Genomic DNA, 26,476 nt, shown 5'->3' on the forward strand with positions numbered 1-26,476 from the left:
GCTCCTGAAGCTTATTGTTTTTATGTAAGTGCAACTGACTATCGGCAACTTAGTGCGCGAACTGTAGCCATAATGCTGGCAAAACGATACTTAGAAAAGACGGGCGAGCAGGGCTGTTACGGCCGTTTCGACACGCAAAATGCGTTCGCCCAATTGCACCGGTTGCAGCCCCGACAGCCTAAGCAGGTCTATCTCATAGGGAATCCACCCGCCTTCCGGGCCGATCGCCAGAGTTACCGGCTGTTCAACGGCACGAGGGCAGGCCGGGAAGTCGCCGGGATGACCGACGAGTCCGAGGGTGCCTTCGACGCGTTGCGGCAGGCGGTCTTCGACGAACGGTTTGAAACGCTTCTCGATGATGATCTCCGGCAGCACGCTGTCACGGGCCTGTTCCAGACCGAGGATCAGTTGCTCGCGAATGGCCTCGGGTTGCAGAAACGGCGTCTGCCAGAAGCTTTTTTCCACTCGGTAGCTGTTGACCAGGATAACCCGGGGCACGCCCATGGTCGCGACGGTCTGGAACACACGACGCAGCATCTTCGGGCGTGGCAGGGCCAGCACCAGGGTCAGGGGCAGCTTGGCCGGTGGCGGACTGTCGAGGCTGATGCGCAGCTCGGCTTCCCGCGGTTCCAGGCGCAGTAGCTCGGCACTGCCCAGCAGGCCGCCAATCTGGCCGACCCGCAGGCTGTCGCCGACTTCGACGCGATGCACCTCTTGCATGTGCTTGAGGCGCCGGTCACGCAGCACCACCCGGTCGGCCGCAATGAAGTCGGCGTCTTCGAGTAACAGCAGGTTCACGGCCGGGTCGCTGGCGGCTGGTCCTGCGGTTCTTCGGCAGGTTGGTCGTCGGGGTGATCGCCACGCTTGGTAATCATTGAACTGGCCAGTACGCCCACTTCGAACAGAAGCCACATTGGCACGGCGAGCAGGGTCTGGGAGAAGATGTCCGGCGGCGTCAGGATCATGCCGACCACGAAGCAGCCGATGATCACGTACGGGCGGATCTTCTTCAGGTACTTCACGTCAACGACGCCGATCCATACCAGCAGCACCACGGCTACCGGGATTTCGAAGGCTACGCCGAAGGCGAAGAACAGCGTCATGACGAAGTCCAGGTAACTGGCGATGTCCGTCATCATCGATACCCCTTCCGGGGTCACGCTGGCGAAGAAATGGAAAATCAGCGGGAAGACCAGGAAGTAGGCGAAGGCCATCCCCGAGTAGAACAGGATGATGCTCGACACCAGCAGCGGCACGGCGATGCGCTTTTCATGCTTGTACAGGCCTGGTGCAATGAAGCCCCAGATCTGGTGCAGGATCACCGGCATGGCCAGGAACAGCGCGACCATCATGGTCAGCTTGAACGGCGTGATGAACGGCGAGGCGACGTCGGTGGCGATCATCGTCGCGCCTTCGGGCAGGTAGACCCGCAGCGGCGCCGAGACCAGGGTGTAGATCTTCTGGGTGAAGTAGAACAACCCGGCAAAAATCAGAAAGATCGCCAGCACGCAACGCAGCAGGCGCGTGCGCAGTTCGGTCAGGTGTGAGACCAGCGGCATTTGCTGGTCGTCTTCGGGGATTTCAGCGCTCATGGGGCTCGCGGGGGCAATGACGAATCGTTGGCGGAAGGCGCGTGGGCTGTCGGGGTGGTGTGGATGACCGGCGCAGGTTCGACCGCGACCGGTTCAACGGGCGCAGGCACTGGTTCAGCAGGCGCAGCCGGGCCGATTTCGCCGGTAGCAGGCGCTGGCGCATGGACTGGCGGCGTCGCCGCCACGGTGGGGCTGACGGGCTCCACACTGGGCGGGACCGGCTCGGCTTGTTGCGGATTGAGGATTTTGCGCGCCTCCTGCTCCAACGACAGAATATGTTCGTTGTGCAGTTGACGGCGGATCTCATCCGCGCCGATTTCGCGTTCAACTTCCTGTTTTATCGCGTTGAAGCTGCGCTTCAGACGGCCGATCCAGAGACCTGCGGTACGCGCAGCGCCCGGTAAACGCTCCGGGCCGAGTACGAGCAGGGCGACCAGACCGACGAGCAGCAATTCAGAGAAGCTGATACCGAACATGGGACTAGACCTGGTCTTTGCGGATTGGCTCTTCGACTTTGTGCGCCTGGCCGTCGATGGTGTGCGGCTGGTTCAGCGGCGAGCCCTGTGGCGCGGCCTGTGCGGTCTGGGTTGGCTGCACAGGCGGTTGCTCCGGATTCTTCTCTTCATCGTTCATGGCTTTGCGGAAGCCCTTGATCGACTCACCGACGTCAGTGCCCAGGTTCTTGAGTTTCTTGGTGCCGAAGACCAGTACCACGACAACCAGAATGATGACCCAGTGTTTCCAGTCAAAAATGCCCATGAAGCGTTCCTCGTAGAAATTTCAAAGCTCGAAAGCGGTGGGTTAGTCGGCTGAACGGGCGGCTTTTTCCGCATGCCCGGACAGCCCGAAACGGCGGTCCAGCTCATCGAGCACGGCTTGTGGGTGCTGACCCAGCGCGGCAAGCATCACCAGGCTATGGAACCACAGGTCAGCGGTTTCGTAGATGACATCGCTGCAATCGCCACTGACGGCAGCGTCCTTGGCGGCGATGATGGTTTCGACCGACTCTTCGCCGACCTTTTCCAGAATCTTGTTCAGACCCTTGTGATAAAGGCTGGCGACATAGGAGCTGTCGGCAGCGGCGCCTTTGCGCTCTTCAAGCACCTGAGCCAGGCGTGACAAGGTATCGCTCATGTTCAGTGTCCTGCGTGATAAATGGCGTCCGGGTCTTTGAGCACCGGGTCCACGGTCTTCCAGTCGCCGTCTTCATAGACACGATAGAAGCAGCTTTCGCGGCCGGTATGGCAGGCGATGCCGCCCAGTTGCTCGACCATCAGAATGATCACATCGGCGTCGCAGTCCAGACGCAGCTCGTGCAGCTTTTGCACGTGGCCTGATTCTTCGCCTTTGCGCCAGAGTTTGCCACGGGAACGCGACCAATAGATGCCACGCTGCTCGGCAGCGGTCAGGGCAAGGGCTTCACGGTTCATCCAGGCCATCATCAGAATGCGGCCGGTTTTGTGATCCTGAGCGATGGCGGGCACCAGGCCATCGCTGTCCCATTTAATCTCGTCCAGCCAGTCTTTCATCATCTACTCCGGCAGCCGGGCTTCAGGCCTCGGCGGGTTGAACAGTGTGCCAGCGCATGGTGACGATGGCTATCGGCGAACGACTAGATACAACCCCGAGGTCAACATGATCCACGCAGGCCAGGTGGCAGGAGCAGTCCATTCGCTGCCGGCTCCAGCCAGACTGGAAGCGATCACCACGCCCCCGGCCAGCAGCGCTGCGCCCAAAAGACGCAGCACCCAACTGTCGCCGCGCGCGCGCCAGGTCGGCTGCGGGTCGGCTGCATGGGGCTGGGACAGGCGCTCCAGCAGATCGCGGGTCATGCCAGCGAGATGCGGGATCTGTTCGATCTGTGATTGCACATTGCCAAACAACGTCTTGGGGCTGACCCGTTCGCGCATCCAGCGTTCCAGGAATGGCTGGGCGGTACTCCACAGGTCCAGGTCGGGATACAGCTGGCGACCCAGGCCTTCGATATTGAGCAGGGTCTTTTGCAGCAGCACCAGTTGCGGCTGCACTTCCATATTGAAGCGACGCGCGGTCTGGAACAGGCGCATGAGCACCTGGCCGAAGGAAATATCCTTGAGCGGCTTCTCGAAGATCGGTTCGCACACGGTACGAATCGCTGCCTCGAACTCATTGAGCTTGGTGTGGGCCGGTACCCAGCCCGAATCGATGTGCAACTGGGCGACCCGGCGATAATCGCGCTTGAAGAAGGCAAACAGATTGCGCGCCAGATAGTCCTGATCTTCCGGCGTCAGGCTGCCGACGATGCCGCAGTCGATGGCGATGTACTGCGGGCTCCACGGCTGCACGGTACTGACAAAAATGTTGCCGGGGTGCATGTCGGCGTGGAAAAAGCTGTCGCGGAACACCTGGGTGAAGAAAATCTCCACGCCGCGCTCGGCCAGCATTTTCATGTCGGTACGCTGGTCGGCCAGGGTTTCCAGGTCGGTGACCTGCACGCCGTAAATACGCTCCATGACCAACACTTTCGGTCGGCACCAGTCCCAATAGACTTGCGGTACATACAGCAACTGCGAGCCTTCGAAGTTACGCCGCAGCTGGCTGGAGTTGGCCGCCTCGCGCAACAGGTCCAGCTCGTCGTAGATGGTTTTTTCGTAATCGCTGACCACGTCCACCGGGTGCAGCAGGCGCGCGTCGGCGGACAGCTTCTCGGCGGTGCTGGCAAGGATGAACAGCCAGGCCAGGTCCTGGGCAATGATCGGCTTGAGGCCGGGCCGTACCACCTTGACCACCACTTCTTCGCCGGTCTTGAGCCGGGCGGCATGGACCTGAGCCACCGAGGCCGAGGCCAGAGGTTCAACATCGAAGCGGCTGAACACTTCGCTGATCTTCTTGCCCAGTTGCGACTCGATCAGCTCGATGGCTTTCTGCGGGTCGAACGGCGGTACTCGGTCCTGCAACAACATCAACTCGTCGGCGATGTCTTCGGGCAGCAGATCGCGGCGGGTCGAAAGCAACTGGCCGAACTTGATGAAAATCGGCCCGAGGTCCTGCAACGCCAGGCGAAAACGCGCGCCACGGCTCAGCTCCGAGGCCTTGCGCGGGAACCAGCGCCACGGCAGGGCAAAGCGCACGGCCAGCAGCCACCAGGGCAGTGGCAGGGCGAACAGCAGGTCATCGAGGCGGTAGCGGATCACGACACGCTGGATGCGCAACAGACGGCGGACGGCAAGCAGCTTCATGCGTTATCGCTGGAATTGAGGGAAAGGGAAAGGCGTTCAAAGCGCGCCTCGAGGCGTTCCAGATCGAGTTTGATCCGGTCTATTTCGGCAAAGCTGGCTTCGGCTTCGCGCAGTCCGACCAGTGTGCGGGATTCTTCGCTCAGGTAGTCGGCCAGATTCTGACTGACGCTGGTCAATACATCCTGGGTCCAGCGGGCGCGGCTACGCAGATGGCCGCCGAGCACCTGGCTGGCGACCGGGCCGAGCCAGTGTTGCAGCTCGTATTCCCAGTCCAGCTCCAGGTCCTGGAGGATGCCGACCAGTTCCAGCAGCAGACCGCTGTCACCGTCCAGATCGACCTCGGGGCCATGCAGCACGGCGGTCTTGTCCGCACTCAGGGCCAGGCGTAGCAGGCTGGCGGCCGGAGCGCGCAGGGTGCAGTCGGCCTCGGCTTCCCAGTTAGCCGCCAGCAAAAGGCCGTTATCGCTGGGCAGGATAAACAGCCGCAGCGAAGGGTTGCGACAATCCACCGCAATCACCCGCCCGCTTAACTGGCCCAGGCGCGGCAGGGCCGTGCTGTCCATGCGCAAGGCGCGGTTGATGCCGTGCTCGACACCGGCGAGCAAGCCACGCAGCAGCATCAGGGCTTGATACCGCGATGCAGGGCGACGATGCCTGCGGTCATGTTGTGATAGGTCACGCGGTCGAAACCGGCCTCGACCATCATCGACTTGAGGGTTTCCTGGTTCGGGTGCATGCGGATCGATTCGGCCAGATAGCGATAGCTTTCCGAGTCATTGGTGATCAGCTTGCCCATCAGCGGCATGAACGCGAACGAATAGGCGTCGTAGGCCTTGGACATCAGCTTGTTGGTCGGCTTGGAGAACTCCAGAACCAATAGGCGGCCGCCCGGCTTGAGCACGCGCAGCATCGAACGCAGGGCGTCTTCCTTGTGGGTGACGTTGCGCAGGCCGAAGGCGATGGTCACGCAATCGAAGTGATTGTCCGGGAACGGCAGTTTTTCTGCGTCGGCCTGGACGAACTCGACATTGCCAGCCACCCCCAGGTCCAGCAGGCGATCACGCCCGACCTTGAGCATCGAGGCGTTGATATCGGCCAGTACGACCTGACCGGTGGGGCCGACCAGATGGGAAAACTTGCGGGTCAGATCGCCCGTGCCGCCGGCGATATCCAGCACGCGGTTGCCCGTGCGCACGCCCGACAACTCGATGGCGAAGCGCTTCCACAGACGGTGCATGCCGCCGGACAGCACGTCATTCATCAGGTCGTACTTGGCTGCTACGGAATGGAAAACCTCAGCGACTTTCTCCGCCTTTTGGCTTTCCGGTACGTTTTTGAAACCGAAGTGAGTGGTGGGTTCGGCATCGTTGCCTTGGCGCTGATCGTTCATATCGCTGTCACCGGAATAAAGTGCGGCCATTCTAATCGCCAGGGCCTGCTTTGTCTTGACAAGGCTCAGGCGTCGAACAGGAACTGACCGGGAACGCGCGTTTATTCGGCCGGTCGCACTGTTATAGTTGCCCGACGAATTACCTCATCAAGGAGCCTTGCAGTGTCCAAGATCACCGTTGAACGCGCCCATACCCTCGGTCACGAAGCGGCCCGGGAAAAAGCTGAGCAGTTGGTGCAGAAACTCTCGGAAAAATACGGCCTGGCCCACGAATGGAAAGGCGACAGCGTGTCCCTGGAAGGCAAGGGCGCCAAAGGCCGGGTTGATGTGGAAGCGGCCCTGATCCGCGTGACCATCGAACTGAACTTCATCCTCTCGGCCATGAGCGGCGCGATCAAGACCGAGGTTGAAAAGGTGTTGGATAAAGCGTTGGTCTGAGTTGGTTAGATACTCGCTTCCTTGGCAGGTAGCGAGTGATCCCACAGACACTTAAGACATGCCTCACAGCCTGCGTTACTGCCTTCGTTTTATGGTGAACGCCCTCGGATAACACGTCTTGACGTGCAACCCGTCACTCATAAAACTATACGTAGATAGCGTACAATCATGCATGCCCTTTTTATTGAGTTGCCCCGCATTTCAGCGCTATCGCCACGATTACCTGAACGATGAAGCCTTTAGACGGCTACAGATTTGGCTGTTGATGAACCCGGAAGCGGGTGACGTGATTCAAGGAACCGGAGGCCTGCGCAAGGTGCGCTTCTCAGATGAGAGCCGGAACAAGGGCAAACGGGGTGGCTTGAGGCTGATTTATTACTGGTGGATCGAAGGCTCGCAGTTCTGGTTTTTTGCCCTTTACGACAAAAGTGAGCAGCCAGACCTGAATCCGGCTCAAATCAAAACGTTGAAGGCCCGACTGGATGCAGAGATTTGCTCAAGGAGACAATCATGACGCGTGACATTTTTGCCGAGATCATCGAAGGCTTCGATGCTTTGGCCGAGCACCGCGAAGGCAAACTCACGCTGCGTACGCACAAGGTCGAGCTGGAGAAGCTTCAGCCGCTTTCGGCGCAGGAATTGGTAGGTATCAGGAATAAACTCAATCTTTCCAGGTCCGTTTTTGCCATGTATCTGCGCACCAATACTCGAACGCTGGAAAACTGGGAGCAGGGTCGTGCCAAGCCTAATGCGCAGGCTACGACATTGATTCGGCTGGTTGATCGTTTCCCCGAGACCGTCGAGCATTTGGCCGCGTTGGGGTGAGCTGCATTCTGTAGGAGCGAATTTGTTCGCGAGACGTCGGGATATTCGACCGATATCCTGGTCGCCTGTCACACCGCTTCGCGAACAAGTTCGCTCCTGTCGTGCCGCATGATTCAACGGCTGATTGTTTAAACCCTAGGGTGAGCATTCTAATTTTTCTCCGTACTTTGTGCTCATGCCCCCAATCCGCGGGGCGCTTCCTCTAATTTTTCGAGCGTGAGGTGCGACATGGCCAAAGTGACTTTGAAGAAAAAAATCGAAGCCGAAGAAACAAAGGCGTTCTCCGAAGTACGGCTGTATGCCCGCAAGATCTGGCTGGCGGGCCTGGGGGCTTACTCCAAGGCCGGTCATGAAGGCAGCGCTTACGTCAGAGAGCTGATCAAGACCGGCGAAAAAGTTGAGAAAGAAGCCAAGAGCGCCGTCAATGAAAAACTCGAAGCCGCCAACAGCGAAATCGATTCGCTCAAGGGCGAAGTCACCGGCATCAAAGGCCGCGTTGAAGTGCAGCTCGACAAGATCGAAAGTGCCTTCGACCGTCGTGTTGCCAGCGCCTTGAATCGCATCGGCATTCCATCTAAACATGATGTTGAGACACTCTCTGCTAAGCTCGATGAGCTGACAGCATTGCTGGAACGTGTCGAGCGTAAACAATAAGGAGAGCGGGATGGCTGGCAAAAAGAAAATCGAAAAAGAAGGCAGCTCCTGGATTGGCGAGGTTGAAAAATACTCGCGTCAGATCTGGCTGGCTGGTTTGGGTGCTTACTCGAAGATCAGCAATGATGGCAGTAAGCTTTTTGAGACCCTGGTCAAGGACGGCGAGAAAGCCGAGAAGCAGACCAAGGCTGAAGTTGACGCACAAGTCGACGCCGCCAAGGACACTGCCAAAAAGGCCAAGTCCCGGGTTGGCGATGTTAAAGACCTGGCGATGGGCAAATGGAGTGAACTGGAAGGCGCGTTCGACAAGCGCCTGAACAGCGCCATTTCCCGCCTGGGCGTGCCGAGCCGCAATGAAGTGAAGGCGCTGCACAACAAGGTCGATCTGCTGACCAAGCAAATCGAGAAGCTGACCGGAGCCTCGGTCACGCCAGTATCGAAAGCCGCTGCGGCAAAACCTGCAGCTAAAACTGCCGCCAAGCCTCTCGTTAAGGCTGCACCGAAGCCCGCTGCCAAACCGGCAGCTACCAAGGTTGCTGCTGCAGCGAAAACAGCCGTCAAAAGCGCTGCCGCCAAACCGGTTGCCGCAGCGAAAACGGCTGCGGCGAAACCTGCGGCTAAACCCGCAGCAGCCAAACCTGCGGCCAAACCGGCAGCCGCCAAGCCAGCTGCGGCGAAGCCTGCAGCAGCGAAAAAGCCAGCGGTGAAGAAGCCTGCCGCAGCAAAACCGGCAGCGGCCAAACCCGCCGCCAGCGCCGCACCGGCCACCCCGGCCCCGGCCAGCACCACCGCAGCATCGGCATCGGCAGCGCCAACGCCAAGCGTCGCACCGGCAGCGCCAGCGACACCTACCAGCCAGTCCTGATACACCGGATGGCTGCATGAAAGCCCGACCTGTGAGAGCAGGCCGGGCTTTTTATTGGACTGTTTTTGAAACGAATTTGCTATTTTGCTCGGCGGGTAGTTGCAAGGTCCGGGCGGGAGAGGAGCGGAAAATTCGTTCGATGAGTCAGGATGTGTCCTACATCACCTCTGCATAGCTCCGAGCTACGCTCCTTGCGATTTGGTAAGGAGTGGAGACTGTAATGCAAGAAAAAGAGCTCACCACAGAGGTTATGGACGTCAATAGAGAGCTTAATCGCTACGGCGTGAATATTGGTTCAAACAGCCGAATAGCGTACAGCCTGCAAAATTCAATGATGACCTCATGTCCTGGTACGCTGTTGTTACCTTCTGAAAAGTGGGCTACAGGGGAGATCGGGCATGAAATCATTCAAGGTATTCGTACTCAATCAACAATCCCTGACACGACTTTTGATTCTTTATGGACCTGCACCAAGGAGTATTACGGCTTGACTGTGGCGACCACGTTGACAGCCGCAGCCGGCATACCTATCAGCAAAACAGCAGTCGGTGCGTGGGTTCACGTTGGTTCAAGCAGGACCACCAATATTGCTAGCCTCATCGGTATGCGCTTTTTCCCTCGCACACTTATAAGGCAGCCGACAGTTGCCAAAATGGCAAAAGCGACCTTTGGCACGGTCAGGGTGTTCGGTGTTATTGGAAGCGGAATTCCCTTTGTGGCCGCAGGGTTGGCTGTGTTTGATTTGGTCAGCATTGGGCTTTGCGCATATGAGGCAAGGAATGGAAACCAAAAGGGATAAAACCCAACTGACTAAAGCGATCATCGATCTCTTCGTCTCGACGATCGGATTCATTCCCCGTGATGCAGTGACGCTAAAGACAAACTTCATCCGCGATTTCGCCATCATCGATGACGACCTTACCTGCTTCATGATGCAGGTGAAATGGCAGTATCAGTTGAAGCCTGAGGCAGGCGATTGGGAGCGGATCGAGACCATTGAAGAAGTAGTTGATCTGATTCTTGCGAAGCCCGACCTGTGAGAACAGGCCGGGCTTTTTATTGGACGGTTATGCCGCTTTTGCTGCTACCTCGACTAGCGCTCGGCCTGCGTCGATGAAATGCAGCGCGGTTCGGGTGAGTTTGCGGCTCAGTTGCAGGTCGGCATCCTCCGCTTCAGTCATCAAATCGGCGGCGCAGTCGAACATGTTCGTGGCTTGATGAAGGGCTACCTCTCGCGAGATGCCTGGCTGGACCATGAACAGGTTTTCTCCTATCGATAGTTTGCCGAACGGATGGGAGTGTGGAGTGTATTTTTGAATCATTCTGCAGATCTCTAGTGAGTAAGGTAGAGCTGCCACATTCGCCGTCAAACGAATTCAGGGTGGCAACTGTGCGCGGGTTGACGGACCGGACACTAGCACCCGGCGCACTCGAAAGTGCCCCACGCACAGTCGCCATAACGCGGGCACGCAAAGTTGCGTTGCATACGATTGGGACGTGCATCGGTGCTAGTGATGAAGCCAGGCCGTCAAACCTGATCACGGATGGGCCGTGACGGGGCGAGGATAGGCACGTCGGCAGATTGAATCAAGGCCTGTTAGAACGAGCTTGCCCGCGAAAACGGACGACGCTGTATGTCAGGCATACCGCGCTGAGGCCTTCGCGGGCAAGCCTCGCTCCTACGGGATCTTTATGACGCCTGATAGTGGGTCAGGCCAATTGATCCTGCTGGCACTCCAGTGCCTCGCGGTTGCCGCCATTGCCCCGATCCAGAAACACAAACACCACCGCCGCTGTCGCCACGGTGATGCTGCTCAGGATCAGCAGCAGCGTGCTGAAGGCATCGCTATAGCCGTGTACCAGTAAGGCCTGGGCGGTGCCGGGCAGCAGGGACTGGGCGCCGGACAGGTCGCCGGTGACCAGGTGTTGCGCGGCTTCGGTCACGTTCACTCCGTTCAGGTGTCGAGAGGTCAGGGCCGAGAGCAAGGCGGTGACGATGGCTACTGCCACGCCTTCACCTGCGACCCGCGTGGTGCTGAAGATGCCGGTGGCCATGCCCGCGCGTTCCTTGGGTACGACGCTGACCGCAAGGCCGTCCATCAGGCCCCAGGGCAGGCTGATTCCGGCACCAATCACGAACATTGGCCACGCCAGGTCGGTGGGCGAGCTGCCGGTGGGAATATGGCTGAGCCAGAACAGCCCGCCTGCCGAAATCAGCAGGCCGACTCCGCAAATCGTTGAAGGGCTGAGCCAGCGGGTCAGCATGCCTGCCGCAATGGGCAGCACCAGCAGTGGCGCAGACAGGGCGATCATCAGTTGGCCAGCAGCCAGTTCACTCATGCCGTCAATGCCAACGAAACGAATTGGCAGCAGTACCAGCAGCACCACGTAGGCATAGGCCGGTGCGGCCGCGAGCAGCTGCACGCCGACGAAGCGCGGGTAGCGGAACAGGGTAAGGTCGAGCATGGGTTGGGCGACGCGGCGTTCGATGGCCACGAAGGCGATAAACGACAGCAGCGACACGGTCAGCAAGGTCATCACCCACAGATCGTTCCAGCCGCGCTCCGGCGCCATCAGCACCGCGTAGGTGAAGATTCCCAGGGCCCAGGTAAAGCTGATCGCGCCGGGCCAGTCGATACCGGCGGCGTCGGGGTTGCGGGTTTCATGCAGGTAGCGCAGGCCCAGCACCGAGGCCAATGCCGCGAGTACGGTGATCATCAGAAAGATCATGTGCCAGCCAAAGGTCTGGATCATCAGCCCCGAGGCGATCGGGCCGAAGGCCAGGCCGATACCGAAGCTGCTGCCGACAAAACTGAAGGCCCGCACTGCTGCAGGGCCTTCGAATTCTTGCGCCAGCGCTGACATGCCGCCGGAAAACGCCGCGGCTGCGGCGATGCCTTGTGCCGCGCGCAGCAGGTCGAAGCACAGCAGGTTCGGGGCCAGGACCAGGGCGGCGGAGAATAGGGCAAATGCTGTGACACCGCTGACGAACACTCGCTTGCGTCCGTAGCTGTCGGCCAAGGCTCCTGCCAGCATCAGGCAACTACCGAAGGTCAGCATGAAGGCGTTTGTCACCCAGTTCAGGGCGATGGGACTGCCGCCGTACGCGCGGCCGATGGCGGGCAGGGCAACGGCGGCAGCGGTGAAGTTCAGCGGCATGCTGATGGCGGCAATGCACACCGCCAGCAAGATCAGGTTTCGGTTCATGGGTCATCCTCAAGTCCGCGATGGGCTGCATTGGGAGCTGGCGTAATGCAGCCAAGTTGGCGAGGATGATAGAAGCGCGGTAATCCGCTTAAAAACGGCAAAATTTCCGTGTATAGCGGAATGAAACGCTTGAATGGGGGCAGTGGATGGATCGCTTCAGTGGCTTGATGGCATTTGTGCGCACCGCCGAACTGGGCAGCTTCGTTGCCGCCGGGCGAGTGTTGGGATTGTCGGCGTCGGCGGTGGGCAAAGGTGTGGCCAGGCTTGAGCATCAGTTGGGCGTGCGCCTGTTTCAGCGCTCGACCCGTAGCCTGCGCCTGACCGACGAGGGGCGGATGTTTCAGGAGCGCTGCCGACGCATCATCGACGAACTGGACGATGCCCGCGCGGCGGTGGCACAGAGCACCGAAACGCCCCGTGGCAAGCTGCGGGTGACGACCATGACGGTGGGTTATCACTTGCTGCTGCCGATCCTGCCGGCGTTTCTCAAACGTTATCCGCAGATCGAACTGGATGTGGATTTCAACGACCAGTTTGTCGACCTGATCGAGGAGGGCTACGACGTCGCCCTGCGCGGTGGTGCCGTACCGGACTCACGCTTCCATATGCGTGCCCTGCCCGAAGTGCAGGTGCTGCTGTGTGCCTCGCCCGCCTACCTGGCCAGTCACGGCTGCCCTCAGCATCCGGCTGATTTGCGCGGGCATTGCGGCGTGCGCTTTCGCTTTCACAGTAATGGCAAGTTGCAGGACTGGCCGCTGCCCCGCGAGCCGGGCGAGGTGGAGTGGAGCACGCGCACGGCGTTTACCTGCAACAACATGCAGGCCGTGCTTGGCATGACTCTCAGCGATATGGGCATTGCCTGCATGCCGGATTTCCTGGTGCGTGAAGCACTGGCCAGCGGCGACTTGCGCCAGGTGCTGGCCGACCACACCAACGCCCCGTCACCCATGAGCCTGATCTGGCCATCAAGTCGACACTTGTCGCCCAAGGTGCGGGTGTTTGTGGACTTTGTCAGTGAGCGGTTGTTTGCCCATCAGCAGGCACACGAGCCATGTCCCTGACCCCTCGTGGGACCGGCTTTAGCCGGGAAGAGGGTAGTGCAGACAATAGTCACGCATCGACCTTGCCAATGCCTTCCCGGCTAAAGCCGGTCCCACAGAGTTCGCTTGTCAATCTTCGAGATAGTGCAACGCCAGCTTCTGCGCCGCATGCCGCGAACCCGGGGTCAGGTGCGGAGCGACCAGCATCATGATCTGGTAGACCACTACCCGCACTTCGCCTTCGCGGCCGAGGATGCGCTGGTAGTCCAGGGAGAACAGCAATGTCATGGTGATCTGCTCCACCAGTTGCCCCAGGGCCTGGGTTTCGCTGACTACCTGCCCTTCGGCCTTGAGTCGTGCCAGCAAGGACGCCAGGGTGCGTTTCAGCGCGTTGAGCAGGTTGCGGATGCCCCGTGCCAGCTTGGGCAGGCGCCCGGCCAGGTTGGACAGGTCCTGAAACAGGAAGCGGTAGTGCGCCAGGCGCTCGACGATCAGGTGCAGGAACAGCCAGTAATCTTCAGCCGCCAGCTGTGCATCGGCGGGCGGGTCGAGTAGCGGTGTGAGTTCGCTCTGGAAGCGCTCGAACAGGCCCAGCACCAGCGGCTCCTTGCCGTGGAAGTGGTAGTACAGGTTGCCGGGGCTGATGCCCAGTTCGTTGGCGATTTCCAGAGTTGAAACGTTGGGTTCGCCCTCCTGGTTGAACAGAGTAAGGGCGCATTCGAGGATACGGTCGCGGGTTTTCATCCGGTCTTCTTGTTTGTACAGATTCGAGGGGGCGGCATTCTTTTGTAGGAGCTGGCGAAGGCTGCGATTGCGGTGCATCAGATAGAGCGCAATCGCAGCCTTCGGCAGCTCTTACTGGGGGGCTCCAGGTAATTCAACGCACATGCACATAAGTCCCCGGCGCCGCTTCCATGGGAGGATAGGCAGCATTGCCCAGAGTCATCACCGTTTCGTGCTGGGTGCCCGAGCGTTCCTGGATCCAGTTCAGCCAGGTCGGCCACCAGCTGCCCTCGGTCTGCTTGGCATCGTAGAACCAGGCGCGTGGGTCGCCGCTGAGGCGGGCCGCTTCGATGTAGTGGGATTTCGGGTTGCCCGGTGGGTTGAGGATGCTTTGCACGTGGCCGCTGTTGGACAGCAGAAAACGCCGCTCGCCACCCAGCAGCAGGGTCGAGCGATACACCGCGTCCCAGGGCGTGATGTGGTCGTTGATGCCAGCCACGTTGAAGCTGTCCACTGTGACTTTTTCCAGGTCTATCGGCGTGCCGCAGACTTCCAGTCCACCGGGGTGGGTCAGCGGGTTGTGTTTGAACAAGTCGAGCAGATCGCCATGAAAGGCCGCGGGTAAACGGGTGCTGTCGTTGTTCCAGTACAGGACGTCGAACGGCGGCGGCGCCTTGCCCAGCAGGTAGTTGTTGACCCAATAACTCCAGATCAGGTCGTTGGGACGCATCCAGGCGAAGATCTTGCTCATGTCCCGGCCGTCCAGCACGCCGTTCTGGTAGGAACGACGCTTGGCCGCTTCCAGGGTTTGCTCATCGATGAATAACGAGGCGGGACTTTCGATCTGGCAATCGAGCAGGCTGACCAGATAAGTAGCGCTGGCTACGCGGCGCAGCTGGCGCTTGGTCTGCAAGTGGCCCTGCAGTGCAGCGATGGTCAGGCCTCCGGCGCAGGCGCCCATCAGGTTCACTTCACGGCTGGCAGTAATGGCGCGGCAGATATTCATGGCTTGTTCGGTGGCTTCGACGTAACTCGACAGCCCCCACTCGCGGTGCCGCACATCGGGGTTTCGCCAGCTGATGACGAAGGTCTGCAGGCCGTTCTTGAGAGCGTACTGGACGAAGCTGTTCTTCGCGCTCAGGTCGAAGATATAGAACTTGTTGATCTGCGGCGGCACGATCAGCAGTGGCCGGGCGTACTGCTTTTCGCTCATCGGCTTGTACTGGATCAGTTCTAGCATTTCGTTGCGAAACACCACGGTGCCGACGGTAGTGGCGACGGTACGCCCGATCTCGAAGGCGTCCTTGGTCACCTGGCTGGGCAGGCCATTGTTGTGCAGCAGATCATCGATCATATGGCTCAGGCCCTTGATCACGCTGGTGCCGCCTGAGTTGAACAGCTCCTTGACGGCCATCGGGTTGAGCAGGGTGTTGGTCGGCGCCAGGGCGTCGTTGAGCAGGTTGAACAGAAAGTGCGCCCTGGCCCGATCGTCCTTGGACAGGTCGCTGTCATCAATCCATTTGCGGCTCTGGTGCTGCCAGCTCAGATAGGCCTGCAAGCCACGTCGGTAGAACGGGTTAAGGGTCCAGGTCGGGTCGGCAAAACGGCTGTCGCGCGGGTTCGGCGTATGCGGGGCATCGCCGAGCAGGACCCGGCCCAACTGGCCACCCAGGGCCAGAGCATGTCGCACGTTATGCAGTGGGTGGCGCAAACCTTGGGCAGCGACGCGACGCAGGGTCGAGAGCAGGTCGCGACCGCGCAAACCGGTAATAGCACTTTGGGCGTTGAAGTAAGACTCCGTACTGGGTTCAACGCTCTTTGCAGGTTTATCTTGCATGAGGGCAACACTCCTTCGTCAGGCCATCAATCAATATTCCTACGACGCCTCCGTACGGGGAGGTGGTCGTAGTGCTGCGGCGAAAACACTCCGGTGTCCGGCGCAACGGCTGGAACGTAACGCTTCCTTGTTATTCCGGGACGTAACTCAGCGCACAATCGGCGCAGGTTTGGGATGCATGACGGCGCGCTGCCGTTCCTGTTGGAGGAATTTCATGATGATGGGGGCCACGGCTTCAGCCCGGGTAATCAGAAATAAATGTCCATCATCGATTATGTGTAGCTGGGCATTGGGTATACGCCAGGCCAGCAGGCGCATATTGACCAACGGAATCAGCGGATCGTCGTCGCCCGCCAGCACCAGTGTCGGCTGGCGGATCTTGTGCAGCCAGTGGATGCTGGTCCAGCCCATGCCGGCAAACAGCTGCCAGTAGTAGCCCAACTTACCGGACGAACGGACCTTGGCCGCATGATTGGCGGCCAGGTGCGGGTCGCGGCGAAAGGCGCCGCCATAGATCTCCGGTGCGATACGAATCACATGGGACGGCTGAATGTAGCGCCGTGGACTGGCCATCAGCCACAGTACTCGCGGCTTACCCGGCACCATGAAGGCACCGGCCGCCGTGGCCGCCAGCACCAGCTTTTTGCAGCGCTCGGGGTAGTCGTGGGCGAACTGCTGGGCCAGCGCGCCGCCCCAGGACACGCCAATCGCATTGACCTGACCGTAGTTCAGGTAGTCGAGCATGCGCGCTGCCAGTTTGGCCAGGCCGGGGAAGCGGTACGGTCGCCGCGGTGTCGAGGAGCCGCCCACGCCCGGTACGTCGAAGGCGATGACCTCCAGGTCCGGGTCCAGCGCATCAACGAACGGAAACACCAACTCCAGGTTGGCGCCGATGCCGTTGAAAATCAGCAGAGGCGTGAGATGGGGCTTGCCTGGGCGTACCGCCGTACGGATGTTGTGGCCATCCAGATCGATGGTACGAAATACAAAGGGTTGAGGCATACGCAAAGCCCTGTGGTCGCCTTATGAGTTCTCGCTAGCGTTCATGTACATAGGTGCCCGGCGACGCTTCGCCCGGTGGATAGGCCTTGCTGCCGAGGCTGGTCGGCGATTTCTTCAGTTTGCCCGAGCGCTCGCCCAGCCAATTCTGCCAGTGCAGCCACCAGGAGTCGGTGTGTTTGGTACCGTTTTCCTGCCATTCCTTGGGATCAACCGGCATTTCGGGGTTGGTCATGTAGCGCGCCTTGGGGTTACCCGGCGGATTGAGGATGCTCTGGATATGACCGCTGCTGGACAGCACGAACTCGGTTTTGCCGCCAAACAGGCGGGCCGATTTGTAGCAAGAGATCCATGGGGTGATGTGGTCGTTGGTCCCGGCCAGGCAGAACACGTCACTGGTGACTTTCTGCAGGTCGATGGGTGTGCCGCAGACTTCCAGCGCGTTGGGGCGAACCAGCGGGTTGTTCTTGAACATCTCGATCAGGTCGCCGTGGAAGGCGGCGGGCAGGCGAGTGGTGTCGTTGTTCCAGAACAGGATGTCGAATACGGGTGGTTCGTTGCCCAGCAGGTAGTTGTTGACCCAGTAGTTCCAGATCAGGTCGTTGGGGCGCATCCAGGCGAACACCTTGGCCATGTCTCGACCTTCCAGTACCCCGGCCTGATAGGAGTGGCGCTTGGCCGATTCCAGGGTCTGCTCGTCGACGAACAGTGCCACGTCGGTATCCAGAGTGGTGTCGAGCACGCTGACCAGCAACGTCAGGGCGTTGACCTTCTGCTCGCCCAGCGCGGCGTAATGGCCGAGCAGCGCGGTGCAGGTAATGCCGCCGGAGCAGGCGCCGAGCATATTCACGTCTTTGCTGCCGGTAATGGCGCAGACCACATCGACCGCTTCCTTGACCGCATCGATATAGGTGGACAGGCCCCACTCGCGCTGGGCCTTGGTCGGGTTGCGCCAACTGATGATGAAGGTCTGCACATTACTGCGCAGGCAAAAGCGCGCCAGGCTTTTTTCCGGGCTCAGGTCGAAGACATAGAACTTGTTGATCTGCGGCGGCACCACCAGCAGCGGGCGTTCGAAGTTCTGCTCGGTGATGGGGCGATACTGGATCAGCTCAAGCACATCGTTGCGGAACACCACCGAGCCTTCGCTGGTGCCCAGGCTCTTGCCGACTTCAAAGGCGTCCATGTTGACCTGGCTTGGCATGCCGCCGTTATGCACCAGATCCTTGGCCAAGTGGGACATGCCGTCGAGGATGCTCTTGCCACCGGTTTCGAAGAAGCGCTTGATCGCCGCCGGGTTGGCGGCGCTGTTGGTCGGCGACATAGCCTCGGTCAACAGGTTGATGACGAAATGGCCGCGGCTGACATCCTGGGGGTTGAGGTTGCTGTCGTCGATCCAGTCGTGCAGTTCCTTGCGCCAGGCCAGGTAGGTTTGCAGGTAGCGACGGTACAACGGGTTCTGACTCCAGGCCGGGTCGGCGAAGCGACGGTCGTCGGCGGCCGGTTGCAGGGTCGATTTGCCCAACATCACGTTCTTGAGTTCGGCACCCAATTGTGCGACGTGCTTGATGCTCAGGAACGGTTGTTTGACAGTCAGGCGCAGAACCATGCGTGCGGTATTCAACAAATCCTTACGCCTCAGACCCACGACCGGATTGAGCCCCAGGGTGTGTTCAGAGGCCTGTTGCTGCAGGTCTTCGCTATTTTTGTTACTCATCCACGACGCTCCATTGTCCTGAGGTGAGTACGGGCCTGGCCGTGATCCAGCGTCACGGGCAATGCCGGTACTGCTGCTCGGTAACCGATGATGTAAACAACCGCATCGACAGACAGGCGCGCTACCGCACGAGCGCTTGCCCTCTGTCCTTCTCTGTCTCAAATCGATGCAGAGAACTTGCCAGAGTCATTGGTTACGCGAGATTTCAAATTTGCGCAAGCGGGGCCAGTCATTGGCCGCTGCGCGGGACATTGAAACAAAACCGATTAGAAAGTGCTTCCTAAACCGGCAAGTGGCGGGATAGAGCCTGCGGACCTTTATTGCAGGTGATTAAAGGTCCTCAGGCTCTAAAGCATCAGTTTGATAACCTGCTCTGAAGGATCGCGGGATTTTCCGGCGTTCTTGAGTTCCACCAGATAATCGTTCCACAGCGACTCCTGGCGTTGCGCCAGTTGGTGCAGGTATTCCCAGGTGAACAATCCACTGTCATGGCCGTCATCGAAGGTCAATTTCAGTGCGTATTGTCCGGCCGGTTCCACCTTGCTCAGGCCGACGCCCAGCTTGCCGAACTGCAGGATCGGTTTGCCATGGCCCTGTACCTCGGCGGACGGCGAATGCACGCGCAGGAATTCGGCGGGCAGATGATATTCCTCGCCCGGCCCGTATTTCAGGGTCAGGGTTTTCGAGGCTTTGTGGAGCTCAATGGCGGTGGGCATTTTGGTCATATAGGAGCAGCCTCGAGCTTTAAGGGGCAAGCTGCAAGCCAGAAGCCACAAACAGATTTGCTTCTGCTTGTAGCTTGCAGCTCGCGGCTGGTAGCTGCCTTAGAGAATATACCGCGACAGATCTTCGTTCTGCGCCAATTCGCCCAGGTGGCTGTTGACGTAGTCGGCGTCGATCAGGATCGGGCTGGCATCCGGGGCACCGGCCAGGTCACCGGCACTGAACGACACTTCTTCAAGCAGGCGCTCGAGCAGCGTATGCAGGCGGCGGGCGCCGATGTTTTCGGTCTTCTCGTTGACCTGCCAGGCGATCTCGGCCAGGCGCTTGATGCCGTCGGGCTGGAACTCGATGGACAAACCTTCGGTCTTGAGCAGCGCGCAGTATTGCTCGGTCAGGGAGGCATGCGGCTCGCTGAGAATACGCTCGAAATCTCCCGGGCTCAGGGCCTTGAGTTCGACGCGGATCGGCAGGCGGCCTTGCAGTTCCGGCACCAGGTCGCTCGGCTTGCTCAGGTGGAACGCGCCGGAGGCGATGAACAGGATATGGTCGGTCTTGACCATGCCCAGTTTGGTGTTGACGGTGCAGCCTTCGATCAGCGGCAGCAGGTCGCGCTGTACGCCTTCGCGAGAAACATCGGCGCCGCCGACGTTGCCACGCTTGGCGACCTTGTCGATTTCGTCGATGAACACGATGCCGTGCTGCTCGACCGCTTCCAGGGCCTTGGCCTTGAGTTCTTCCTCGTTGACCAGGCGCCCGGCTTCTTCGTCGCGCACCAGTTTCAGTGCTTCCTTGACCTTGAGCTTACGGCTCTTTTTCTTGCCCTTGCCCATATTGGCGAACAGGCTTTGCAGCTGGTTGGTCATTTCTTCCATGCCCGGCGGCGCGGAAATATCGACGCCTACGGCTTCGCTGACTTCGATCTCGATTTCCTTGTCGTCCAGTTGGCCTTCGCGCAGACGCTTGCGGAACAGCTGGCGCGTGTTGGAATCGCTGGTCGGCGGTTCTTCGCTGAAGCTGCTGCGGGCAGGCGGCAGCAGAGCGTCGAGGATGCGGTCTTCGGCGGCGTCTTCGGCACGATGACGGACCTTGGTCATCTCCTGCTCGCGCAGCAGCTTGATCGCGGCATCAGCCAGATCGCGGATGATCGACTCGACATCACGGCCGACATAGCCGACTTCAGTGAACTTGGTCGCTTCGACCTTAATGAACGGCGCGTTGGCCAGCTTGGCCAGACGTCGGGCGATTTCGGTCTTGCCGACACCGGTCGGACCGATCATCAGGATGTTCTTGGGGGTCACTTCGACGCGCAGCTCTTCAGGCAGCTGCATGCGCCGCCAGCGGTTGCGCAGGGCAATGGCGACGGCGCGCTTGGCGTCATCCTGGCCAATGATGTGACGGTTCAGTTCGTGGACAATTTCACGGGGAGTCATGGACATGGTAGTTGACGGTCCTCTGGGGCAGGCAAGGGCTGCACGGCCGCCGGCGGGCGGGGCCGGTGCGGCGCTTACTCGGCGAGGTCCTGCTCCTCAATGGTGATGTTGTGGTTAGTGAAGACACAGATATCGCCAGCGATATTCAACGCGGTCTCGGCGATTTCGCGGGCGGACAGGTCGGTCTTCTGCAACAGGGCGCGAGCGGCGGCCTGGGCATACGGGCCACCGGAGCCCATGGCGATCAAGCCGTCTTCTGGCTCGACCACGTCACCGTTGCCGGTAATGATCAGTGAAGCGTCCTTGTTGGCCACGGCGAGCATCGCTTCGAGGCGGCTGAGGGAGCGGTCGGTGCGCCATTCCTTGGCCAGTTCAACGGCGGCACGAACCAGATGGCCCTGATGTTTTTCAAGCTGGCCTTCGAAGCGTTCGAAAAGAGTGAACGCATCGGCGGTGGCCCCGGCAAAACCGGCAATGACTTCACCGTGGTAAAGGCGGCGCACTTTTTTCGCGTTGCCTTTCATCACGGTATTGCCCAAGGAAACCTGGCCGTCGCCGGCCATGACGACTTTGCCGTGGCGGCGCACTGAAACGATGGTGGTCAAGGGGAGAGTCTCCACACAGCGGGGCGAAAATGCCCTGGTGAAAACTCATATGGGGGTGGGGGTGGGTATTTCAACCTTGACCATGGTCGGGGGATGAATGGCTCATCCTGATGGTCTGCATTGTGGGAGCGCACTTGTGGGAGCGAAATCATTCGCGAAGGCGGGATGTCTGGCAACGCCTATGCGTCGGACGTACTGGCCTCTTCGCGAATGAATTCGCTCCCACAGTTCCGGTTCAGCGAGCCTTGTTGGGCCTATTTGCTGCGCTGTTGTAACAGGAGGTTATTGAAGCCGCTGCCCGCCAGTTGCTTCTGCGCCGTTGTCAGCTGTTCACGGTTGCTGAACGGGCCGACCAGTACGCGGTACCAGGTTTCATCCTTGACCGTCCCGGACTCCACGTTGACCGCCTGCCCGAGCAGGATGATCTGCGCACGCACCTTGTCCGCATCCGCCTGTTTGCGGAACGAACCGGCCTGCAGGAAGAACTGGGTCACCGGTGCCGGCTTGGTGGTGTTAACCACCGGTGGCGCTGGCGGCGGAGTCAGGCCGCTGAGGGCGGCCTGGGCACGGACGGTATCGATCTTCGCTGCCTGCTCAGGCGTCACCGCAGGCAGCGGCGCAACCATTGCCGGCGGGGTTTTCTCCGGCACGGCTTCCTTGGGCACGATGACTTCCGATTCCGGCAGCAGCGTGTAGAAGTCGTACTTGGGCTTGACCGGCGCGGTCGGGCTTGGCGGCGTCTTGTTCGCCTCGACGATTTTCGCTGCCTTGGCCTCGGCCTTGACCCGCTTGACGTCCTCGCCACCGGGCTCGAGCTTCATCAGGAAAACGATGAACGCGCCCACGGTGAGCCCGGCGACCATCCAAAGCCAGCCCGGAATAGGCTTCTTTGCCGGTGCCTGATAGCGGCTGGCGCCGCGTTTCGGGGGTGGAGACTTCTTTTTCGCAACGGCCAAATTACATACGCTCCAGAGTTTCCAGACCCAACAGATCCAGGCCTTGCTTGAGAGTGCGACCGGTCAATGCGGCAAGGCGCAGACGGCTTTGTTGTTGTTCCGGATTCTCGGCACCGAGGATCGGGCAGTTTTCGTAGAAGCTGGAAAACAGCCCGGCCAGGTCATAGATGTAGGCGCACAACACATGTGGCGTGCCTTTCTCTGCGACGTTGTTGAGGATTTCGCCGAACTGGGCCAGACGTGCGGCCAGTTCCTGCTCCTGAGGTGCATCCAGGACGATCTGACCCTTGCTGGCATCAAAGGGTTCGCCCAGCTTGCGGAAAACCCCGGCCACGCGGGTATAGGCATACAGCAGGTAGGGCGCGGTGTTGCCTTCGAAGCTGAGCATCTGGTCGAAGTTGAAGCTGTAGTCGCTGGCGCGGTGCTTGGACAGGTCGGCGTATTTCACCGCGCTGATGCCCACGGCCTTGGCGATCTGGCGCAGTTCGTCTTCGGCCAGTTCCGGGTTCTTGTCCTTGACCAGGGTGTAGGCGCGCTGCTCGGCTTCGTCGAGCAGGTCGACCAGTTTTACCGTACCGCCGTCGCGGGTCTTGAACGGACGGCCATCGGCGCCGTTCATGGTGCCGAAGCCCATGTGTTCCATCTGCATGCCGTTGGTGACGAATCCGGCGCGGCGGGCCACTTCGAACACCTGCTGGAAGTGCAGGGCCTGACGCTGGTCGACGAAGTACAGGGCGCGATCGGCTTTCAGGACGTTGCTGCGATAGCGCACGGCGGCCAGGTCAGTGGTGGCGTACAGATAACCGCCACCGGCCTTCTGCACGATCACTGGCAGCGGCGTGCCTTCGGCGGTCTTGAATTCTTCGAGGAATACGCACTGGGCGCCATTGCTCTCGACCAGCAGCCCGGCTTTCTTCAGGTCGCTGACGACATTGGCCAGATCGTCGTTGTAGGCGCTTTCGCCCATGACATCGGCCGGTGTCAGTTTGACGTTGAGGCGCTCGTAGACTTCCTGGCAGTGGGACAGGGAAATGTCCTTGAAACGGGTCCACAGGCTCAGGCATTCGGCGTCACCGGCCTGCAGCTTGACCACCAGGCCACGGGCGCGCTCGGCGAACTCTTCGGACTCGTCGAAGCGGCCCTTGGCGGCGCGGTAGAAATTTTCCAGGTCTGACAGCTCGTCACTGGTGGCCGGGGTTTCCTGCAGGTAGGCCAGCAGCATACCGAACTGGGTGCCCCAGTCGCCGACGTGGTTCTGGCGGATCACGGTGTCGCCGAGGAACTCCAGAACACTGGCCACGCCGTCGCCGATGATGGTTGAACGCAGGTGGCCGACGTGCATTTCCTTGGCCAGGTTCGGCGCTGACAGGTCGACCACCACACGCTGGGCTGCACTGTTCTTGCGCACCGACAGGGTGGCATCGGCCAGCGCGGCATCCAGGCGCGAGGCCAGGGCCTGGGTGTTCTGGAAGAAGTTGAGGAAGCCGGGGCCGGCGATCTCCACCTTGCTGATCTGCTCGTCGGCAGGCAGCGCGGCGATGAGTTTTTCCGCCAGGTCGCGAGGCTTCATGCCCGCCGGCTTGGCCAGCATCATCGCGATATTGCTGGCGAAGTCGCCGTGGGTCTTGTCCCGGGCGTTTTCCACCTGAATCGCCGGGGTCAGCCCTTCAGGCAAGACGCCTTCGTTGACGAGTCGGGTCAGGGCTTGTTGGATCAACTGGCGAATGGTGTCTTTCATGATGCTCTCTTTCGACCGCAAGCGCGGCGGCGCCTGGATGCGCGGGTGGAAAAACTGGGCATTATCCGTTGACGGAGCCACATTGCCAACCGCCGTTGGAGCGAGGCTTGCCCGCGAAAGCGTTGTTTCATGTTGTGAAGATGTGGCGGATGTACCGGCCACTTCGCAGGCAAGCCTCGCTCCAACGGAGTTTATCTATCAATAAAGATCCACCGGATCCACATCCAGCGACCAGCGCACCTGACGACCGCTGGGCATTTGCTCCAGTGCCAGCATCCAGCTGTTGAGCAGGCGGTGCAACGGTGCCCGGGCGCAGGCCTGGATCAGCAGCTGCGCGCGGAAGCGTCCGGCGCGGCGTTCCATGGGCGCCGGTACCGGGCCTAGCAGTTCGATGCCGCCCAACTGCATTTCGCTGACCAGTTGTTCGGCTTCGGCGCAGGCTTCATCGAGAAAACCTTCGGCCTGCCCCGGCTTATGGGCTTCGGCGCGCAGCAGCGCCAGATGGGCAAACGGTGGCAGCCCGGCGGCGCGGCGCTCGCTCAGGGCTTGCTCGGCGAAGGCGAAATAGCCCTGTTCGGTCAACTGCACCAACAGCGGGTGGTCGGCAAGGTGAGTCTGGATAATCACCTTGCCCGGCTCTTCGGCACGCCCGGCACGGCCAGCAACCTGCACGATCAACTGCGCCATGCGTTCGGCGGCGCGGAAATCCCCGGAAAACAGCCCGCCATCGGCGTCGAGGATCGACACCAGGGTAACTCGCGGAAAGTGGTGTCCCTTGGCGAGCATCTGGGTGCCGACGAGGATGCACGGCTGGCCGCGCTGGACCGTGGCGAACAGCTGGTTCATCGCATCCTTGCGCGAGGTGCTGTCGCGGTCGACCCGCAGCACCGGGTAATCGGGGAACAGAATGGCCAGGCGATCCTCCGCACGCTCGGTGCCCGCGCCGACCGGGCGCAGATCCACCTGATTGCACGACGGGCACTGTCGAGGTACGCGCTCGACGTGGCCGCAGTGATGGCAGCGCAGTTCGCCGGAGCGCTGGTGCACGGTCATGCGTGCATCGCAGCGCGGGCAACCGGACAGCCAGCCACAGTCATGACAGAGCAGGGTCGGGGCGTAGCCGCGGCGGTTGAGAAACACCAACACCTGTTGGCCTGCCGCCAGGGTCTGGCCGATGGCTTGCTGCATGGGGCCGCTGATGCCGCTGTCCATGGGCCGGCTTTTCACGTCCAGGCGCAGGAAACGCGGCTGCTGGGCGCCGCCAGCCCGTTGGGTCAGGCGCAGCAGGCCGTAGCGGCCGGTATAGGCGTTATGCAGGCTTTCCAGGGACGGGGTGGCCGACCCCAGCACGATCGGTATGTTTTCCTGGCGTGCGCGGACCAGGGCCAGGTCCCGGGCGTGGTAGCGCAGGCCTTCCTGCTGTTTATAGGAACCGTCGTGCTCTTCGTCGACGATGATCAGGCCCGGATGCTTCATGGGCGTAAACAGCGCCGAGCGGGTGCCAATAATAATGTCGGCCTCGCCGTCACGGGCGGCCAGCCAGGCGTCGAGGCGATCTCGATCATTGACCGCTGAGTGCACCAGAGCGATGCGGGCGTTGAAGCGTTGTTCGAAGCGCGCCAGGGTCTGCGGGCCGAGGTTGATCTCCGGGATCAGAACGAGGGCCTGCTTGCCCGCTTCCAGGGTTTCGCGGATCAGTTGCAGGTAGACCTCGGTCTTGCCGCTACCGGTGACCCCCGCCAGAAGGAAAGCATGAAAACTGCCGAAACCGGCACGAATCGCCTGATAGGCCGCACGTTGCTCGGTATTGAGCGGCAGTTCCGGCTGTGCCAGCCAGCGTTCGTGACGGGCGACAGGAGCATGGCTGCGCACCTCGACCTGTACCAGATCCTTCTCCAGCAGCAGATTGAGGCTGCTTTTATTCAGCTCCAGTTTATCGAGCAACTGATGGGCGACGCCGTGGGGGTGCTGAGCAAGAGTGGTCAGGGCTTCGCGCTGCTTGGGCGCACGGGCGATGCGCGGATCGTCAATGCTGGCACCGGGCGCCACTTGCCAGAAGCGTTCCTGGCGGGACTCGGCCACTTCGCCCTGACGCAGTAGAACCGGCAGCGCCCAGCTCAGGGTGTCGCCCAGACCATGCTGGTAATACTGCGAAGTCCACAGGCACAGCTTGAACAGCGACGGCGGCATCGGCGACTGCTGATCGAGCAGGGCCAGGGCGGGCTTGAGTTTGTCGGCCGGCACATCGCTGTGATCCACCACTTCGATCAGCACGCCAATCATTTGCCGTGAGCCGAATGGCACCCGCAGGCGCATGCCCGGTTGCAGCATGCTGCGCTCAACGCCAGCGGGCAGGCGGTAGTCGAACAGGCGGCGCAGCGGTGAGGGCAGAGCGAGGCGCAGGATGGCGTCGGGCACGCGGGAAATTCTCTGTTACGGTCGTGAGCGGACGGCGAGCTTAGCAGACGATCGGTGCTGACGTTCACTTGCGTCATTCCAATTGTCTGGTAGTATCCGCA

At 60.5% G+C, this 26,476-nt stretch carries 30 protein-coding genes; 9 read left to right on the forward strand and 21 right to left on the reverse strand.

Annotated elements, in window-relative coordinates:
- Positions 1–90 precede the first annotated feature (90 nt).
- The 9 genes from ACCD02_RS22640 to ubiE form a co-directional block, all read right to left on the reverse strand.
- The gene (locus ACCD02_RS22640; RefSeq protein WP_413306796.1) at positions 91–798 is read right to left on the reverse strand and encodes a 16S rRNA (uracil(1498)-N(3))-methyltransferase; all 708 of its coding nucleotides are present in this window, start codon (positions 796–798) and stop codon (positions 91–93) included.
- Positions 795–1,592, reverse strand: a complete 798-nt coding sequence (gene tatC, locus ACCD02_RS22645; RefSeq protein WP_413306799.1) for a twin-arginine translocase subunit TatC — start codon at positions 1,590–1,592, stop codon at positions 795–797. The genes ACCD02_RS22640 and tatC overlap by 4 nt, the downstream gene beginning before the upstream one ends.
- Entirely contained in the window at positions 1,589–2,068 is a 480-nt protein-coding gene (gene tatB / locus ACCD02_RS22650) for a Sec-independent protein translocase protein TatB (RefSeq protein ID WP_413306801.1), read from the reverse strand. The genes tatC and tatB overlap by 4 nt, the downstream gene beginning before the upstream one ends.
- Positions 2,069–2,072: 4 nt before the next feature.
- Positions 2,073–2,351, reverse strand: coding sequence for a twin-arginine translocase TatA/TatE family subunit (locus tag ACCD02_RS22655; RefSeq protein WP_259104239.1), 279 nt, complete (start codon positions 2,349–2,351; stop codon positions 2,073–2,075).
- A gap of 42 nt (positions 2,352–2,393) precedes the next feature.
- Complete coding sequence (locus tag ACCD02_RS22660) at positions 2,394–2,726, reverse strand: phosphoribosyl-ATP diphosphatase (protein WP_259104241.1); 333 nt, start codon at positions 2,724–2,726, stop codon at positions 2,394–2,396.
- 2 nt (positions 2,727–2,728) lie between these two features.
- A complete protein-coding gene (hisI, locus tag ACCD02_RS22665; protein WP_413306805.1) occupies positions 2,729–3,121 on the reverse strand; it encodes a phosphoribosyl-AMP cyclohydrolase in 393 nt (130 codons plus the stop codon).
- Between the two features lie 69 nt (positions 3,122–3,190).
- Positions 3,191–4,810 carry a ubiquinone biosynthesis regulatory protein kinase UbiB gene (gene ubiB / locus ACCD02_RS22670; protein ID WP_413306808.1) on the reverse strand — a complete coding sequence of 540 codons (1,620 nt, stop codon included), beginning with the start codon at positions 4,808–4,810 and terminating at the stop codon, positions 3,191–3,193.
- Positions 4,807–5,430 (reverse strand): SCP2 domain-containing protein, encoded by a 624-nt coding sequence (locus tag ACCD02_RS22675; protein ID WP_413306811.1) that lies wholly within the window; start codon positions 5,428–5,430, stop codon positions 4,807–4,809. Before ACCD02_RS22675 ends, ubiB begins: the two co-directional genes overlap by 4 nt.
- Positions 5,430–6,200 carry a bifunctional demethylmenaquinone methyltransferase/2-methoxy-6-polyprenyl-1,4-benzoquinol methylase UbiE gene (ubiE, locus tag ACCD02_RS22680; RefSeq protein ID WP_259104482.1) on the reverse strand — a complete coding sequence of 257 codons (771 nt, stop codon included), beginning with the start codon at positions 6,198–6,200 and terminating at the stop codon, positions 5,430–5,432. Before ubiE ends, ACCD02_RS22675 begins: the two co-directional genes overlap by 1 nt.
- 162 nt (positions 6,201–6,362) lie before the next feature.
- Here ubiE and ACCD02_RS22685 point away from each other — a divergent pair, with 162 nt between their 5' ends.
- The 7 genes from ACCD02_RS22685 (at position 6,363) to ACCD02_RS22715 (ending at position 10,022) form a co-directional block, all read left to right on the forward strand.
- On the forward strand, positions 6,363–6,638 hold the full coding sequence (locus ACCD02_RS22685) for a polyhydroxyalkanoic acid system family protein (RefSeq protein ID WP_259104246.1): 276 nt from the start codon (positions 6,363–6,365) through the stop codon (positions 6,636–6,638).
- Positions 6,639–6,810: 172 nt separating this feature from the next.
- Complete coding sequence (locus ACCD02_RS22690; RefSeq protein WP_413306814.1) at positions 6,811–7,152, forward strand: toxin; 342 nt, start codon at positions 6,811–6,813, stop codon at positions 7,150–7,152.
- A complete protein-coding gene (locus tag ACCD02_RS22695) occupies positions 7,149–7,463 on the forward strand; it encodes a helix-turn-helix domain-containing protein (protein ID WP_259104249.1) in 315 nt (104 codons plus the stop codon). Before ACCD02_RS22690 ends, ACCD02_RS22695 begins: the two co-directional genes overlap by 4 nt.
- A 228-nt stretch (positions 7,464–7,691) precedes the next feature.
- On the forward strand, positions 7,692–8,117 hold the full coding sequence (locus ACCD02_RS22700; RefSeq protein ID WP_413306817.1) for a phasin family protein: 426 nt from the start codon (positions 7,692–7,694) through the stop codon (positions 8,115–8,117).
- Between the two features lie 10 nt (positions 8,118–8,127).
- Positions 8,128–8,982 (forward strand): phasin family protein, encoded by an 855-nt coding sequence (locus tag ACCD02_RS22705; protein ID WP_413306819.1) that lies wholly within the window; start codon positions 8,128–8,130, stop codon positions 8,980–8,982.
- Positions 8,983–9,202: 220 nt separating this feature from the next.
- Positions 9,203–9,781: a hypothetical protein gene (locus ACCD02_RS22710; RefSeq protein ID WP_413306822.1), complete on the forward strand. Its 579-nt coding sequence runs from the start codon at positions 9,203–9,205 to the stop codon at positions 9,779–9,781.
- Positions 9,762–10,022 carry an acyl carrier protein gene (locus ACCD02_RS22715; protein WP_413306824.1) on the forward strand — a complete coding sequence of 87 codons (261 nt, stop codon included), beginning with the start codon at positions 9,762–9,764 and terminating at the stop codon, positions 10,020–10,022. The genes ACCD02_RS22710 and ACCD02_RS22715 overlap by 20 nt, the downstream gene beginning before the upstream one ends.
- A 27-nt stretch (positions 10,023–10,049) precedes the next feature.
- Here ACCD02_RS22715 and ACCD02_RS22720 read toward each other — a convergent pair whose 3' ends face one another.
- Entirely contained in the window at positions 10,050–10,304 is a 255-nt protein-coding gene (locus tag ACCD02_RS22720) for a hypothetical protein (protein ID WP_413306826.1), read from the reverse strand.
- 388 nt (positions 10,305–10,692) lie between these two features.
- The gene (locus tag ACCD02_RS22725) at positions 10,693–12,189 is read right to left on the reverse strand and encodes an MFS transporter (RefSeq protein ID WP_413306828.1); all 1,497 of its coding nucleotides are present in this window, start codon (positions 12,187–12,189) and stop codon (positions 10,693–10,695) included.
- A gap of 146 nt (positions 12,190–12,335) precedes the next feature.
- Between ACCD02_RS22725 and ACCD02_RS22730 the strand changes: the two genes are divergently transcribed.
- A complete protein-coding gene (locus tag ACCD02_RS22730) occupies positions 12,336–13,250 on the forward strand; it encodes a LysR family transcriptional regulator (RefSeq protein WP_413306830.1) in 915 nt (304 codons plus the stop codon).
- A gap of 108 nt (positions 13,251–13,358) precedes the next feature.
- Here ACCD02_RS22730 and ACCD02_RS22735 read toward each other — a convergent pair whose 3' ends face one another.
- The 9 genes from ACCD02_RS22735 to argS all read right to left on the reverse strand — a co-directional run bounded on the left by ACCD02_RS22735 (position 13,359) and on the right by argS (position 23,957).
- The gene (locus ACCD02_RS22735; protein ID WP_413306833.1) at positions 13,359–13,973 is read right to left on the reverse strand and encodes a TetR/AcrR family transcriptional regulator; all 615 of its coding nucleotides are present in this window, start codon (positions 13,971–13,973) and stop codon (positions 13,359–13,361) included.
- Between the two features lie 133 nt (positions 13,974–14,106).
- Positions 14,107–15,789, reverse strand: a complete 1,683-nt coding sequence (gene phaC / locus ACCD02_RS22740; RefSeq protein WP_413306836.1) for a class II poly(R)-hydroxyalkanoic acid synthase — start codon at positions 15,787–15,789, stop codon at positions 14,107–14,109.
- Positions 15,790–15,936: 147 nt separating this feature from the next.
- Positions 15,937–16,791 (reverse strand): poly(3-hydroxyalkanoate) depolymerase, encoded by an 855-nt coding sequence (gene phaZ / locus ACCD02_RS22745; RefSeq protein WP_413306839.1) that lies wholly within the window; start codon positions 16,789–16,791, stop codon positions 15,937–15,939.
- A gap of 34 nt (positions 16,792–16,825) precedes the next feature.
- Positions 16,826–18,505 (reverse strand): class II poly(R)-hydroxyalkanoic acid synthase, encoded by a 1,680-nt coding sequence (gene phaC / locus ACCD02_RS22750; RefSeq protein ID WP_413306842.1) that lies wholly within the window; start codon positions 18,503–18,505, stop codon positions 16,826–16,828.
- A 347-nt stretch (positions 18,506–18,852) separates the two neighbouring features.
- Positions 18,853–19,230 (reverse strand): gamma-butyrobetaine hydroxylase-like domain-containing protein, encoded by a 378-nt coding sequence (locus ACCD02_RS22755; RefSeq protein ID WP_413306844.1) that lies wholly within the window; start codon positions 19,228–19,230, stop codon positions 18,853–18,855.
- A gap of 99 nt (positions 19,231–19,329) precedes the next feature.
- The gene (gene hslU, locus ACCD02_RS22760; protein WP_413306846.1) at positions 19,330–20,664 is read right to left on the reverse strand and encodes an ATP-dependent protease ATPase subunit HslU; all 1,335 of its coding nucleotides are present in this window, start codon (positions 20,662–20,664) and stop codon (positions 19,330–19,332) included.
- A gap of 68 nt (positions 20,665–20,732) precedes the next feature.
- Positions 20,733–21,263 (reverse strand): ATP-dependent protease subunit HslV, encoded by a 531-nt coding sequence (gene hslV / locus ACCD02_RS22765; RefSeq protein WP_413306850.1) that lies wholly within the window; start codon positions 21,261–21,263, stop codon positions 20,733–20,735.
- A 254-nt stretch (positions 21,264–21,517) separates the two neighbouring features.
- Entirely contained in the window at positions 21,518–22,219 is a 702-nt protein-coding gene (locus tag ACCD02_RS22770) for an SPOR domain-containing protein (protein ID WP_413306853.1), read from the reverse strand.
- Position 22,220: 1 nt separating this feature from the next.
- The gene (gene argS / locus ACCD02_RS22775; RefSeq protein WP_413306856.1) at positions 22,221–23,957 is read right to left on the reverse strand and encodes an arginine--tRNA ligase; all 1,737 of its coding nucleotides are present in this window, start codon (positions 23,955–23,957) and stop codon (positions 22,221–22,223) included.
- Here argS and ACCD02_RS22780 point away from each other — a divergent pair.
- Entirely contained in the window at positions 23,956–24,162 is a 207-nt protein-coding gene (locus ACCD02_RS22780) for a hypothetical protein (RefSeq protein ID WP_413306858.1), read from the forward strand. The two genes, argS and ACCD02_RS22780, sit on opposite strands and share 2 nt — an antisense overlap.
- Here the strand turns inward: ACCD02_RS22780 and ACCD02_RS22785 are convergent.
- Complete coding sequence (locus ACCD02_RS22785) at positions 24,156–26,375, reverse strand: primosomal protein N' (protein ID WP_413306861.1); 2,220 nt, start codon at positions 26,373–26,375, stop codon at positions 24,156–24,158. The two genes, ACCD02_RS22780 and ACCD02_RS22785, sit on opposite strands and share 7 nt — an antisense overlap.
- Positions 26,376–26,476: the final 101 nt, after the last annotated feature.

Origin of the sequence: Pseudomonas sp. Pseusp88, assembly GCF_047303955.1 — a bacterium.
GTDB lineage: Bacteria > Pseudomonadota > Gammaproteobacteria > Pseudomonadales > Pseudomonadaceae > Aquipseudomonas.

What these genes read in the sequence shown, in the direction of transcription:
- tatC (WP_413306799.1), bottom strand. Translation starts at nt 1,592, where the DNA reads ATGAGCGCTGAAATCCCCGAAGACGACCAGCAAATGCCGCTGGTCTCA.
- tatB (WP_413306801.1), bottom strand. Translation starts at nt 2,068, where the DNA reads ATGTTCGGTATCAGCTTCTCTGAATTGCTGCTCGTCGGTCTGGTCGCC.
- ACCD02_RS22655 (WP_259104239.1), bottom strand. Translation starts at nt 2,351, where the DNA reads ATGGGCATTTTTGACTGGAAACACTGGGTCATCATTCTGGTTGTCGTG.
- ACCD02_RS22660 (WP_259104241.1), bottom strand. Translation starts at nt 2,726, where the DNA reads ATGAGCGATACCTTGTCACGCCTGGCTCAGGTGCTTGAAGAGCGCAAA.
- hisI (WP_413306805.1), bottom strand. Translation starts at nt 3,121, where the DNA reads ATGAAAGACTGGCTGGACGAGATTAAATGGGACAGCGATGGCCTGGTG.
- ubiB (WP_413306808.1), bottom strand. Translation starts at nt 4,810, where the DNA reads ATGAAGCTGCTTGCCGTCCGCCGTCTGTTGCGCATCCAGCGTGTCGTG.
- ACCD02_RS22675 (WP_413306811.1), bottom strand. Translation starts at nt 5,430, where the DNA reads ATGCTGCTGCGTGGCTTGCTCGCCGGTGTCGAGCACGGCATCAACCGC.
- ubiE (WP_259104482.1), bottom strand. Translation starts at nt 6,200, where the DNA reads ATGAACGATCAGCGCCAAGGCAACGATGCCGAACCCACCACTCACTTC.
- ACCD02_RS22690 (WP_413306814.1), top strand. Translation starts at nt 6,811, where the DNA reads ATGCCCTTTTTATTGAGTTGCCCCGCATTTCAGCGCTATCGCCACGAT.
- ACCD02_RS22695 (WP_259104249.1), top strand. Translation starts at nt 7,149, where the DNA reads ATGACGCGTGACATTTTTGCCGAGATCATCGAAGGCTTCGATGCTTTG.
- ACCD02_RS22700 (WP_413306817.1), top strand. Translation starts at nt 7,692, where the DNA reads ATGGCCAAAGTGACTTTGAAGAAAAAAATCGAAGCCGAAGAAACAAAG.
- ACCD02_RS22705 (WP_413306819.1), top strand. Translation starts at nt 8,128, where the DNA reads ATGGCTGGCAAAAAGAAAATCGAAAAAGAAGGCAGCTCCTGGATTGGC.
- ACCD02_RS22710 (WP_413306822.1), top strand. Translation starts at nt 9,203, where the DNA reads ATGCAAGAAAAAGAGCTCACCACAGAGGTTATGGACGTCAATAGAGAG.
- ACCD02_RS22715 (WP_413306824.1), top strand. Translation starts at nt 9,762, where the DNA reads ATGGAAACCAAAAGGGATAAAACCCAACTGACTAAAGCGATCATCGAT.
- ACCD02_RS22720 (WP_413306826.1), bottom strand. Translation starts at nt 10,304, where the DNA reads ATGATTCAAAAATACACTCCACACTCCCATCCGTTCGGCAAACTATCG.
- ACCD02_RS22725 (WP_413306828.1), bottom strand. Translation starts at nt 12,189, where the DNA reads ATGAACCGAAACCTGATCTTGCTGGCGGTGTGCATTGCCGCCATCAGC.
- ACCD02_RS22730 (WP_413306830.1), top strand. Translation starts at nt 12,336, where the DNA reads ATGGATCGCTTCAGTGGCTTGATGGCATTTGTGCGCACCGCCGAACTG.
- ACCD02_RS22735 (WP_413306833.1), bottom strand. Translation starts at nt 13,973, where the DNA reads ATGAAAACCCGCGACCGTATCCTCGAATGCGCCCTTACTCTGTTCAAC.
- phaC (WP_413306836.1), bottom strand. Translation starts at nt 15,789, where the DNA reads ATGCAAGATAAACCTGCAAAGAGCGTTGAACCCAGTACGGAGTCTTAC.
- phaZ (WP_413306839.1), bottom strand. Translation starts at nt 16,791, where the DNA reads ATGCCTCAACCCTTTGTATTTCGTACCATCGATCTGGATGGCCACAAC.
- phaC (WP_413306842.1), bottom strand. Translation starts at nt 18,505, where the DNA reads ATGAGTAACAAAAATAGCGAAGACCTGCAGCAACAGGCCTCTGAACAC.
- ACCD02_RS22755 (WP_413306844.1), bottom strand. Translation starts at nt 19,230, where the DNA reads ATGACCAAAATGCCCACCGCCATTGAGCTCCACAAAGCCTCGAAAACC.
- hslU (WP_413306846.1), bottom strand. Translation starts at nt 20,664, where the DNA reads ATGTCCATGACTCCCCGTGAAATTGTCCACGAACTGAACCGTCACATC.
- ACCD02_RS22780 (WP_413306858.1), top strand. Translation starts at nt 23,956, where the DNA reads ATGATGCTCTCTTTCGACCGCAAGCGCGGCGGCGCCTGGATGCGCGGG.
- argS (WP_413306856.1), bottom strand. Translation starts at nt 23,957, where the DNA reads ATGAAAGACACCATTCGCCAGTTGATCCAACAAGCCCTGACCCGACTC.